Annotated in this window: 10 protein-coding genes; 1 reads left to right on the top strand and 9 read right to left on the bottom strand. The window is 72.5% G+C overall.

What is annotated here, in order from left to right:
• Positions 1–83: 83 nt before the first annotated feature.
• The 6 genes from ACZ434_RS10280 to ACZ434_RS10255 form a co-directional block, all read right to left on the bottom strand.
• On the bottom strand, positions 84–2,645 hold the full coding sequence (locus ACZ434_RS10280; protein WP_468453822.1) for a polynucleotide kinase-phosphatase: 2,562 nt from the start codon (positions 2,643–2,645) through the stop codon (positions 84–86).
• Positions 2,642–4,108 (bottom strand): 3' terminal RNA ribose 2'-O-methyltransferase Hen1, encoded by a 1,467-nt coding sequence (locus ACZ434_RS10275; RefSeq protein ID WP_468453820.1) that lies wholly within the window; start codon positions 4,106–4,108, stop codon positions 2,642–2,644. The genes ACZ434_RS10280 and ACZ434_RS10275 overlap by 4 nt, the downstream gene beginning before the upstream one ends.
• Positions 4,109–4,270: 162 nt before the next feature.
• A complete protein-coding gene (locus ACZ434_RS10270; RefSeq protein WP_468453818.1) occupies positions 4,271–5,194 on the bottom strand; it encodes an LLM class F420-dependent oxidoreductase in 924 nt (307 codons plus the stop codon).
• Between the two features lie 1,120 nt (positions 5,195–6,314).
• Complete coding sequence (locus ACZ434_RS10265; protein WP_468453816.1) at positions 6,315–6,770, bottom strand: DUF6099 family protein; 456 nt, start codon at positions 6,768–6,770, stop codon at positions 6,315–6,317.
• Between the two features lie 181 nt (positions 6,771–6,951).
• Positions 6,952–7,317, bottom strand: a complete 366-nt coding sequence (locus ACZ434_RS10260; RefSeq protein ID WP_468453814.1) for a nucleotide pyrophosphohydrolase — start codon at positions 7,315–7,317, stop codon at positions 6,952–6,954.
• 35 nt (positions 7,318–7,352) lie between these two features.
• Entirely contained in the window at positions 7,353–7,748 is a 396-nt protein-coding gene (locus ACZ434_RS10255) for a cell division protein SepF (RefSeq protein ID WP_468453812.1), read from the bottom strand.
• Positions 7,749–7,942: 194 nt separating this feature from the next.
• Here ACZ434_RS10255 and ACZ434_RS10250 point away from each other — a divergent pair, with 194 nt between their 5' ends.
• Positions 7,943–8,533, top strand: a complete 591-nt coding sequence (locus ACZ434_RS10250) for a YdeI/OmpD-associated family protein (RefSeq protein WP_468453810.1) — start codon at positions 7,943–7,945, stop codon at positions 8,531–8,533.
• Between the two features lie 25 nt (positions 8,534–8,558).
• On the opposite strand, the gene ACZ434_RS10245 is transcribed toward ACZ434_RS10250, so the two are convergent.
• From ACZ434_RS10245 to ACZ434_RS10235, 3 genes are read right to left on the bottom strand one after another with little or no spacing between them, the layout of a single operon-like run.
• Positions 8,559–10,049 carry a glycoside hydrolase family 3 protein gene (locus ACZ434_RS10245; RefSeq protein ID WP_468453808.1) on the bottom strand — a complete coding sequence of 497 codons (1,491 nt, stop codon included), beginning with the start codon at positions 10,047–10,049 and terminating at the stop codon, positions 8,559–8,561.
• A gap of 9 nt (positions 10,050–10,058) precedes the next feature.
• Complete coding sequence (locus ACZ434_RS10240; protein ID WP_468453806.1) at positions 10,059–10,889, bottom strand: carbohydrate ABC transporter permease; 831 nt, start codon at positions 10,887–10,889, stop codon at positions 10,059–10,061.
• Positions 10,886–11,872 carry a carbohydrate ABC transporter permease gene (locus tag ACZ434_RS10235; RefSeq protein ID WP_468453804.1) on the bottom strand — a complete coding sequence of 329 codons (987 nt, stop codon included), beginning with the start codon at positions 11,870–11,872 and terminating at the stop codon, positions 10,886–10,888. The genes ACZ434_RS10240 and ACZ434_RS10235 overlap by 4 nt, the downstream gene beginning before the upstream one ends.
• Positions 11,873–11,882: the final 10 nt, after the last annotated feature.

Below are 11,882 nucleotides of genomic sequence, written 5' to 3'. Positions count from 1 at the left end.
CCGTGGGAGCGAAGTCCGGCCGGAGTCACCCCTGAGGGTGGTTTCCGGCCGGACTCGTGTGCCACGTGCGGCGTGGTGGCCGGTCACAGCCGTGGGTCGACCGGTTCCGACTCCAGGGCCAGGACGGCGAAGACCGGCTCGTGCACGCGCCACAACGGCTCGCCCTCGGCCAGTCGGTCCAGCGCCTCCAGGCCGAGCGCGTACTCGCGGATCGCGAGGGAGCGCTTGTGGTTCAGGAAGCGGCCCCGCAGACGGGCCAGGTTCTCCGGGCGGGTGTACTCGGGGCCGTAGATGATCCGCAGGTACTCGCGGCCCCGGCACTTGATGCCGGGCTGCACCAGGCGGCCCGAGGGGTCGCGGACCAGGGCGCCGACCGGTTTGACGACCATGCCCTCGCCGCCACGTCCGGTCATCTCCAGCCACCAGTCGACTCCGGCGCGTACCGACTCGGGGTCGGTGGTGTCGACGTGGAGACGGCGGGTGGTCCGCAGCAGGCCGGTGGTGTCGTGCTCGACCATGCGGTCGATCAGGGCGAGTTGCTCGTCGTGGGGCAGGGCGGCGAGGCTGCGGCCCCGGACGGCGAGGATCTGGAACGGCGCGAGGCGCACGCCGTCCAGGCCGTCGGTGGTCCAGCAGTAGCGGCGGTAGGCGTCGGTGAACGCCGAGGCGGCGGCGGCGCGTTCACGCTGGCGGTCCAGCAGGTCCCGCACCTCCACCCCGCGGGCGGCCGCGCCCTCCAGTGCGGCCAGGGCGCCCGGGAAGACCGCGCCGGAGGCGGCGCCGACCGCCGCGTACTGCGAGCGCAGCAGCCCGGACGCCTTCAGGGACCACGGCATCAGTTCGGCGTCCAGAAGGAGCCAGTCGGTGTCCAGTTCCTCCCAGAGGCCGGCCTCGGTGACGGCGGTGCGCAGCCGGCCGAGGATCTCCTCCGTGACGGACGCGTCGTCGAAGAAGGGGCGGCCGGTACGGGTGTACAGCGAGCCGGTCCCGCCGCCTGCGGTGCCGAAGCGTCGGGCGGCCACGGGCGCGTCGCGGCAGACCAGGGCGACCGCGCGCGAACCCATGTGCTTCTCCTCGCACACCACCCGGGCCACGCCGTCCCGCTCGTACTGGGCGAACGCCTCCGCCGGGTGCTCCAGGTAGCCGTCGAGGTGCGAGGTGGCGGTGGGTGCCATGGTCGGCGGGAGGTACGGCAGCAGGCGGGGGTCGATCGCGAAGCGGCTCATGACCTCCAGGGCCGCCGCCGCGTTCTCCTCGCGGACGGAGACCCGGCCGGCGTGCCGGGTCTCCACCACGCGGCGGCCGTGCACGTCCGCCAGGTCCAGCGGGCGGCCCTCGTGCCCGCCGGGGGCCTCGGTGCGCAGCGGGCGGGCCGGCTCGTACCAGACCCGCTCGGCGGGTACGTCGACCAGTTCGCGCTCCGGCCAGCGCAGCGCGGTGAGCTTGCCGCCGAAGACGGCTCCGGTGTCCAGGCAGATGGTGTTGTTGAGCCAGGTGGCCTCCGGGACGGGCGTGTGCCCGTAGACGACGGCCGCCCGGCCCCGGTAGTCCTCGGCCCACGGGTAGCGCACGGGCAGGCCGAACTCGTCGGTCTCGCCGGTGGTGTCGCCGTACAGGGCGTGGCTGCGGACCCGGCCGGAGGTGCGGCCGTGGTACTTCTCGGGCAGTCCGGCGTGGCAGACCACGAGCCGGCCGCCGTCGAGGACGTAGTGGCTGACGAGGCCGTCGATGAACTGCCGCACCTCGGCGCGGAACTCGTCGCCCTCCTGGTCCATCTGGGCGATGGTCTCGGCGAGTCCGTGGGTGTGCTGGACGTTCCGGCCCTTGAGGTACCGGCCGAACTTGTTCTCGTGGTTCCCGGGTACGCACAGGGCGTTGCCCGATCGCACCATGGCCATCACCCGGCGCAGTACGGCCGGGCTGTCCGGGCCCCGGTCGACGAGGTCGCCGACGAACACGGCGGTGCGGCCCTCGGGGTGGACGCCGTCGGCGTACCCCAGCTTGGCGAGCAGCGCCTCCAGTTCGGCGGAGCAGCCGTGGATGTCGCCGACGATGTCGAAGGGGCCGGTGAGGTGGGTGAGGTCGTTGTACCGCTTCTCGGTGACGACGGTGGCGTGCTCGATCTCCTCCACGCCGCGCAGTACGTGCACCTTGCGGAAGCCCTCGCGCTCCAAGTGGCGCAGGGAGCGGCGCAGTTCGCGGGTGTGGCGCTGGATGACCCGGCGCGGCATGTCGGCGCGGTCGGTGCGGGCCGCGTTGCGTTCGGCGCACACCTGCTCGGGCACGTCGAGGACGATGGCGATGGGCAGCACGTCGTGCCGTCTGGCCAGGTCGATCAGCTGACGGCGGGCGTCCGGCTGGACGCTGGTGGCGTCGACGACGGTGCGGCGGCCGGCGGCGAGGCGCTTGCCGGCGATGTGGTGCAGCACGTCGAAGGCGTCGCGGGAGGCGCTCTGGTCGTTCTCGTCGTCGGCGACCAGGCCCCGGCAGAAGTCGGAGGAGAGGATCTCGGTGGGCTTGAAGTGACGTCGGGCGAAGGTGGACTTGCCCGAGCCGGAGGCGCCGATCAGCACGACGAGGGACAGGTCGGTGACGGGCAGCGCGCGGGCTCCCGCGGTGGTGCCGGTGGTGTCGGTGGTGGTCATGCGGCCTTCGCCTCCTTCGGGGTCTCCGCCTGGAACACGGCCATCTGGGTGGGTGGTCCGACCTCGGGGTCGTCCGGCCCGACGGGGACGAACCGGACGCCGTAGCCGTACCGTTCGGCGACCTTCTCAGCCCAGGCGCGGAACTCGCCGCGGGTCCACTCGAAGCGGTGGTCGCCGTGCCGGACGTGGCCGGCCGGGAGGCTCTCCCAGCGCACGTTGTACTCGACGTTCGGGGTGGTCACCAGGACCGTGCGGGGGCGGGCGGCGCCGAACACCGCGTACTCCAGGGCGGGCAGGCGGGGCAGGTCGAGATGTTCGATCACCTCGCTGAGCACGGCGGCGTCGTAGCCCCCCAGGCGTTTGTCGGTGTAGGCGAGGGAGCCCTGGAAGAGGTTCACGCGCGAGGACTGCCGCTCCCCCATGCGGTCCAGTCTCAGCCGCCGGGAGGCGATGGTGAGCGCCCGCATCGACACGTCGACGCCGGTGATCTCGGTGAAGGACGGGTCCTTGAGCAGCTGTTGCACCAGCTGGCCCTGGCCGCAGCCGAGGTCGAGCACCCGGGCGGCGCCCGCGGCGCGGAGCGCGGCGAGGATCGCCTCGCGGCGCTGCACGGCGAGCGGGGTCGGCCGCTCCTCCTGCTCGGTCTCCGCCTCCACGGCGTTGTCGATGTCCTCGACGTCGCTGTCGTCCGCCTCGGCCAGCCGGGCCAGCTCCAGGCGCTCCATGGCCTGCCGGGTCAGTGACCAGCGGCGGGAGAGGTAGCGGCTGGTGATCAGCCTCTGCTCGGGGTGCCCGGGCAGCCAGCCCTCGCCGGCCCGCAGCAGCTTGTCGACCTCGTCGGAGGAGACCCAGTAGTGCTTGGCGTCGTCGAGGACCGGAAGCAGGACGTAGAGGTGGCGCAGGGACTCGGCGAGGGTGAGCGTGTCCGCGTCCAGGACAAGGCGGATGTAGCGCGAGTCGCCCCACTGCGGGAACTCGGTGTCCAGCGGGACCGGTTCGGCGGTGACGGTCCAGCCGAGCGGTTCGAAGAGCCGGCCCACGAGCGCCGGGCCGCCGCGGGCGGGCAGCGCGGGTATCTCGACGCGCAACGGGCGCGGCTGTCCCGGAAGCTCCGGGCGGGCGGTGCACACCCCGCGCATGGCGCTGGAGAAGACACCGCTCAGGGCGACGGCGAGCAGCGAGGAGGCCGCGTACGGGCGGTCGTTGACGTACTGCGCGAGGGCGATGTCGGGTGCGCCGCGGCCCTTGCCCTTGCCCTTGCCGCGCCGGACCAGTGCCACCGCGTCCACCTCCAGCAGCAGCGCCGCCGTGCAGCGCTCGGCATCGGCCTCGGGATAGAGGACGTGGGCCGTGCCGTAGGACGTGGAGAACGCCTGCGCCTTCTCGGGATGCTTGTGCAGCAGGAAACCGAGGTCGGTCGCCGGGCGCTCGGCGGAGCCGGTGGTACTGATCGTCAGGAACACGGTGGTTACACCTCGAAACACCTTCTGAGCTGCGGGTACACACCGGGACTCCGGTGCGTCCGATCAACGTACAGGGAAGGGGTCGCGAGGTCGCGGGGAATTTCGGGGGCCCGGTGAGCGGGGCCGTCCCCGGTCGGGGCGGCCCCGCTCACCGGGCGTGCGTCACGACAGCTGGGACTGCACCTGGGAGGAGATCAGCTCCAGGTGGTCGAGGTCGGACAGGTCGAGCAGCTGGAGGTAGATGCGCTCGGAGCCGGTCTCGGCGTAGCGGCCGATCTTGTCGACGACCTCGGCCGGTGAGCCCGCCAGGCCGTTGGCCTTGAGTTCGTCGACCTCGCGGCCGATCGCGGCGGCGCGGCGGGCGACCTCCTGGTCGTCCCTGCCGACGCAGACGACGAGGGCGTTGGAGTAGACGAGGTCGCCCGGGTCGCGTCCGGCCGCACGGGCGGCGTCGCGGACCCGGCCGAACTGGCGGGCGGTGTCCTCCAGGGAGGCGAAGGGCATGTTGAACTCGTCCGCGTACCGGGCGGCGAGGCGGGGGGTGCGGGTCGCGCCGTGGCCGCCGATGAGCACCGGCACCTTGGCCTGGGCGGGCTTGGGGAGCGCGGGGGACTTGGTGAGGTCGTAGTAGGTGCCGTGGTAGTCGAAGGTCGCGCCGGGCTCGGTGGCCCACAGGCCGGTGACGATCTCCAGCTGTTCCTCCAGGCGGGCGAACTTCTCCTTCGGGAAGGGAATGCCGTACGCCTTGTGCTCCTCCTCGAACCAGCCCGCGCCCAGGCCCAGTTCGATGCGGCCGCCGGACATCTGGTCGACCTGGGCGACCTGGATGGCGAGCACGCCGGGGAGGCGGAAGGTGCCGGCGGTCATCAGGGTGCCGAGGCGGATGCGCTTGGTCTCGCGGGCGAGTCCGGCGAGGGTGATCCAGGCGTCGGTGGGGCCGGGCAGGCCGTCGGCGGAACCCATGCTGAGGTAGTGGTCGGAGCGGAAGAAGGCGTCGAAGCCGAGGTCCTCGGTGGCCCGGGCGACGGTGAGCAAGGTGTCGTAGGTGGCCCCCTGCTGGGGCTCGGTGAAGATACGCAGATCCATGCCTCCCATCCTGCACGTTCCCGCACGGACCGACCGCCCCCGCCCCTCCGGCGTGGCTCGGGCCACGCCGGGGCCCGGTGCCGCCGACACCACCGGGCCGGGGCGCCGCCGCGCGGCGAGACACGCTCGGAGCATCCCACCCCGCTGCGCCGACACCCGCCCCGAACGGACACGGAGCCCCGCCCGATACGGGCACGCCCCGAACGCCGGAGCCCGGTGCGGGTGCGGCGCTTGGCACGGCCGGTACGTCGGGCGCGGCGCGCCAGCACCCGGAGCCCCCTGCCCATACGGGCACGCCCGGACCGCCACTGCCCGGCACGGACGGGCACGGAAGCCCCGTGCCCGATGCGGGCATGGCCGGCGCGTCGGCACAACCGGTGCGTCGGGGCACGACGCGGGCACGCCCGGAGGGCCACTGCCCGGCGCGGGCGGGGCACAGCCCCGTGCCCGGCGGGGGTGTTCCGTGCACCGGCACGGGCCGGGCTTCGGTGCCAGGCCCGGGCATGAGCCGGGCGCCAGTACCCGGAACGAGCGTGTGTCCGGAGCGCTCTGCTCGGTGCGGGCGCGCCGACCGTCGGAGCCCGGCACGGGCGGGCTCGGAGTGCCCGTGCCTGGTACGGACATGGACACAGCGCCGGTACCCGGTGCGGGGGATCCGCGCGTCGATGCCAGGCGCGGGCATGAGTGGGGCGCCAGCTACGCAGAGCTAGCGTGTCCGGAGCTCCCTGTTCGGCGCGGGCGCGCAGCGCCCGTGCCCGGTGCGGGCGGGCGCGCAGCGCCCGTGCCCGGTGCGAGCATGGCCGGAGTGTCGGTGCGTACGGTGCGTCGGGGCGCGGCCCGGGCACGGGCGGGGGGTCGGTACTCGGAGCGAGCGGGGCCGGGTGCCCTGCTCGGTGCGGGCATGGCCGGAGCGTCGGCGCGGACGGTGCGTCGGAGCGCGGCCCGGGCACGGGCGGGGGGTCGGTACTCGGAGCGAGCGGGGCCGGGTGCCCTGCTCGGTGCGGGCATGGCCGGAGCGTCGGCGTGGACGGTGCGGGCATGGGCGGGGGGTCGGTACTCGGAGCGAGCGGGTGCGGGTGCCCTGCTCGGTGCGGGCATGGCCCGGGCCGGGTGGTGGGGGTCAGCCGGCTTCGCGGATGGGTGCGTCGTCTCGGGCGGTCAGTCTGCGGAGCATCTCCAGGACGCGGTCCCGGGACTCGTCCGCCGCGTCGATGGCCTCCATGCACTGCCAGTACGTCGCCTCGTCGTCCACGGAACAGGCGATGCCGACCAGGGCGATGCCGACCTCGCCGAGCAGTCCGCCGAGGCACATCAACGCCTGGCGGGCCTCGCCCAGTTCGGTGAGCTGCGCCGCGCGTGGTTCTCCCGGGGTGTCCAGGACACCGCAGCCGCGGCCCGCCAGCTCCGCCAGCACCAGCGCTTCGCCCCGCAGTTCGGGTGGTCCGACGACCGCGAGCCGGCTGCCCATCGCCTGTGCCAGGGCCTGCGCCTGCCACACCTCGGCCAGCAGTTCCGGCACGCCACCGCTCGCGGCCAGCGCCCTTCTGCTCGTCACGATGAGCCGCACAGCGTCCATGCGCTGCCCCCGTCTGTCCGACGCGCTGCCCACGCGTCCGCATCCGTTGCACTCCCCTGTTCACTACCCAGAGTGAGGGGGTGTGAGACAAAAAGCCAGAGGAAGGCCGAAATCTGCGGACAATAATTCGGTCTCGACCGATCCTTTGGACACGGAGAGTGATAGTGGAGTCGGCGGCTCCCTAGTCGTGAGGCCGCTTCCCGACCGGAAACCTGCGCTCGTTCCGGTCGATCTTCGCGGACAGCGCGGCCAGCGGATCGACGCCGAGGACCTCGCACAGCTGAAGGAGGTAGGCGAGCACGTCGGCGACCTCGTCGGTGACGCGGTGCGCGGTGTCCGGGTCGTCCATGACGCGGGCGGACTCCTCGGGCGTCAGCCACTGGAAGATCTCGAGGAGTTCGGAGGCCTCCACGCTGAGCGCGGCGACGAGGTTCTTCGGGGTGTGGTACGGCTGCCAGTCACGTGCGGCCGCGAACTCCGCGAGCCGGTGCCGGAGTCGCGTGAGGTCGGGCTCGCGCGGGGTGTCGTCGTCGTACGGATCGGTCACGGTCCAGGTGTACCACCGTCACCCCACCCGCCCGCTCAGACGCCCGGAACGCCCATCCCCTCCATCAGCCCCATGACCTCCGTACCGGCCGGGGTCAGCAGGAAGACGTTGCGGTCGACGCGGTGCATTCCGCTGGCCAGGCCGAAAACGACGCCCGTACTGAAGTCCAGGACGCGCTTGGCGACCTCGGGCTCCGCGCTGGTCAGGTCGAGCAGTACGGGTATGCCGGACATCAGGGTCTCGGCGACGTCGCGGGCGTCCGCGAACACGTTCACCCGCAGCACGACGAAGCGGCGCCGCGCCTCCGTCTCGGCCTCGGGCAGCGCGCGGTGGCCCACCGCGGAGGGCCATGCGTCGCGGCCCCGCAGCGGAACGACCTGGGCGAGCCCCTCCCACTGCTCGTCGGTGACATCGTGGCTGCTCACCGGCATGCTCCATCCCCTGTCGCGCTGGCTGTCTGCATCGGGCAATTCTTACTCATGGTCACCCGATCGGCCCAATACGACACGCTCCGCCATCGCTGCGCGCACACTCCGTGGATCGCCGGCCCGCCCCGCGGGAACGCCCGACTGCCGTGCGGGGCCCGGTCGTTGACCCGGGACGTCCGGGCCGGTTGCATGGGCCCATGGCTGGTGACGCGGAGGGTGTGGCGGGTCCGGTGCGGACCTTCGAGACGCAGGCGGACTGGGAGGCGTGGCTGGAGGAGCATCACGACGACGACGGCGGGATCTGGCTGAGGATTCCGCGGAAGGCGTCCGGGGCCGCCGGCGTCGATCACGCCACCGCGCTGGAGTCCGCGCTGTGCTACGGCTGGATCGACGGGCAGGGGAGGAAGCTGGACGAGACGTACTGGCTCCAGCGGTTCACTCCGCGACGGCCGCGCAGCCGATGGTCGGCGATCAACCGGCAGAAGGCCCTCGACCTCATCGAGCGGGGGCGGATGCGGCCGCCCGGCCTGCGGGAGGTGGAGAAGGCGCAGGCGGACGGCCGCTGGGAGGCCGCGTACGCGAACCCGAGCACGGCGACCGTCCCCGACGACCTGCGGGCCGCGCTGGACGCGGCGCCCGGCGCGGGTGACTTCTTCGCCACCCTCGACAGCCGCAACCGCTACGCGATCCTGCACCGGATCGAGGAGGCCAAGCGGCCGCAGACCCGCGCGGCCCGGATCGAGAAGTTCGTCGCCATGCTGGCCGAGGGGAAGAAGATCCACCCCTGACGGCCCGTGCCCGGCGCTCCCGGCGTCAGCCCGCGACGACCGCCTCCGCCGCCGCCACACCGCAGACGCGGGCCGCGCCGTGGGTGGCGATGTGCAGGGCGCCGCGCGGGGCGGACTGCGGTACGCCCATCTCGACCACCACGGTGTCCGGGTCGGCGGCGAGCAGGGTGTCGACGGCCGTGCGCATCCACGGGTGCCGGTGCTCGTCGCGGACCACGGCGACGACGCGCCGGCCGGCCGCCGCCTTCAGCGCCACCTCACCGGCGTCCGCACCGGTGAAGTGGCCGGTGGTGGTGCCGGGCAGCAGCCGCTCCAGCTCCGCGCCGACGCCCCAGGGGGTCTCGTCGCCCACGGCGATGTTCGGGGTGGGGTTGAAGGTGGCCACGTACACCGGCCCGGCGGCCGGCGCGGGGCCGGCGGCGCGGGTGACGGTCACCGCGCGGCGCGCCGCCGTGAGGCCGATCTCCGGCCGGGGGTCGGCGGCGGCGGCCGGGGAGCGCCGTGCCCCGGCGGTCCACTCGGCCAGGGCACGCACCCGGGCGGCGGCGTCGGCGAGCCGCTCCTCCGCCAGTTCGCCGGAGCGTACGGCGTTCACCAGCGCGTCCTGGAGGCTCTGCACGGTGCCCTCGTCGCACAGCCCGCCGCCCACGCAGATCGCGTCGGCGCCGGCGGCGATGGCGAGGACCACGCCCTGTTCGAGGCCGTACGTGCCGGAGATGGCGCGCATCTCCATGCCGTCGGTGACGATCAGGCCCTCGTAGCCGAGTTCGCCGCGCAGCAGGTCGGTGAGGATGCGCCGGGAGAGCGTGGCCGGGCGGTCCGGGTCGAGGACCGGGACCCGGATGTGGGCGCTCATGACGGCACGGGTGCCGGCCGCGATCGCCGCCCGGAAGGGCTGGAGCTCGCGCTCGTGCAGGGTGGTGGCGTCGAGGTCGATGTGCGGGATGGCGTGGTGGGAGTCGACGCTGGTGTCGCCGTGGCCGGGGAAGTGCTTGGTGCAGGCGGCGACGCCGGTGGACTGCAGGCCCTCCACGTAGGCGGCGGTGTGCCGGGCGACCAGGGCGGTGTCCCCGCCGAAGGAGCGCACGCCGATCACCGGGTTGTCGGCGTTGGCGTTGACGTCGGCGGACGGCGCCCAGTTGAAGTTGACCCCGCACTCGGCGAGCCGTCGGCCCAGTTCGCGGGCGACACCCCGGGTCAGGTCGGGGTCGTCGACCGCGCCGAGTGCGTGGTTGCCGGGGAAGGAGGAGCCGGTGCGGACCTCCAGGCGGGTGACGTCGCCGCTCTCCTCGTCGATGGCGACCAGCAGGTCGTCCCGTTCGGCCCGCAACTGGGCGGTGAGGGCGGTGACCTGCTCGGCGGTGGTGACGTTGCGGCCGAAGAGGGCGACGGAGGCGAGGCCCTCGCCGAGCCGGCGGCGCACCCAGTCGGGCGCGGTGGTGCCGGCGAAGCCGGGCTGGAGCACGGCCAGCGCGTCCCGGGTGAGGGTGTCGGTGCCGGTGGTGAATGTCGTCATCGGGTGGCGTTATCCCTTCACGGCGCCCGCGGTGAGGCCGCTGACGGCCTTGCGCTGCAGGTAGACGAAGAGGATCAGGATGGGAACGGCGAAGAGCGACGAGGCGGCCATGGTCGCGCCCCAGTCGTTGCCGAACTGGCTCTGGAAGCTGGACAGCCACAGCGGCAGGGTCTGCGCCTCGGCGTCCTTGTTGAGCACCAGGACGAGGGCGAACTCGTTCCACGCGGTGATGAACCCGAACAGCGAGGTGGCCATCAGGCCCGGGGCGAGCAGCGGCAGGATGACCCGGCGGAACGCCTGGGCGCGGGTGCAGCCGTCGACCATCGCCGCCTCCTCCAGTTCCTTCGGCACGGCGGCGACGAAGCCGCGCAGCGTCAGGATGGTGAGGGGCAGGATCATCATCATGTAGAAGAGCGTCAGCGGCACGAGGCTGTTCAGCATGGACGCGTCCCGCACGATCATGTACATCGCGATGATCATGACTTCCCAGGGCGCCATCTGCGCCAGCATGAAGCCGATGATGAAGCCGCGCCGCCCCTTGAACCGCATCCGCGCGAGGGCGAAGGAGCCGGCCAGGGCGATGATCAGCGAGAAGACCACGGCGAGGACCGTGACGGTCAGCGAGTTGGTGACGTACGTCCAGAAGTGGTCGACGGCGGTCGCCGTCCGGAAGTGCTCGAAGGTGATCGAGGTGGGGAACCAGACCGGGTCCTCGGAGAGGATGTCGCCGGTCGGCTTGAGGGCCGTGTTGAACATCCAGTACACGGGGAAGACGAAGCCGATGAACAGGACGACGGCCGTGACGTTGGGCCACAGGCGGCCGAAGAGCGAGCGCTTCACAGCTCGTCCTCCTCTTGCTTGAGCACGATCCGGAGGTAGTAGGCGGTCAGGCCCAGCAGGATCAGGATGGTCAGGACGGCGATCGCCGCGCCCATGCCGTAGTGCTGGTTGCCGACTCCCTCGACGTAGGCGTAGACGGGCAGGATCTCGGTGAGCCGGTCGGGGCCGCCCTCGTTGATGAGGTAGACCTGCACGAACGCCTTGAAGACCCAGATGACCTCCAGGAACGTGGTGGCGTAGAGGAACGGCCGCAGGAACGGCATGGTGACCGTGGTGAAGCTGCGCCAGGCGCCGGCGCCGTCGAGGGACGCGGCCTCGTAGAGCTCCTTGGGGATGGTCGTGGTCGCCGCGTAGAGGTTGATCGCGACGAACGGGATGGACATCCACACGATCAGCAGGGTGATGACGAAGAACGTCGACATCTGGCTGCTGGTCCAGCTGTAGTCGGCCATCGAGTGCCAGCCGAGCTTGTCCAGGACCCAGTTGACGACGCCGAAGCGCTGCGCGAACAGCCACTGGTAGACGGTGGTGGCGGCCACGATCGGCATGGCCCAGGCGAGCACCAGGCCCAGCAGCAGGGTGAACCGCATCCACTTGCCGAGACGGGCGAGCAGCAGGCCGATGAGGGAGCCCAGGACCATGATCAGGGCGACGTTGACCGCCGTGAACAGGATCGAGCGGAGGGTGACCCGCCAGAAGTCCTCGCTGGTGAGGGCGGCCTGGTAGTTGTCGACGCCGTTCCATTCGGTGACGCGCTGGATCAGCTGCGACATGTTGAGGTTCTGGAACGACAGCAGCAGGTCCTTCAGCAGCGGCCAGCCGAGCAGCAGCACGGAGGCCACGCAGGCGGGCAGCAGCAACAGGTACGGGGCGAGCGCGCCGATGCGCGACGCCCCTTTCGGCGCCGTCCTGCCGGGTCCCCCGTCGTCCGCCTTGCGGACGTCCGCCGGGCCGGAGGGCGGCCGTTCGGTCTGCACGGTCATGCTCGCGATC

The sequence above is a fragment of the Streptomyces sp. NPDC030893 genome, assembly GCF_055571535.1.
The sequence above is the reverse complement of the archived record's forward strand: the minus strand, read 5'-3'. Positions and strand labels throughout refer to the sequence as shown.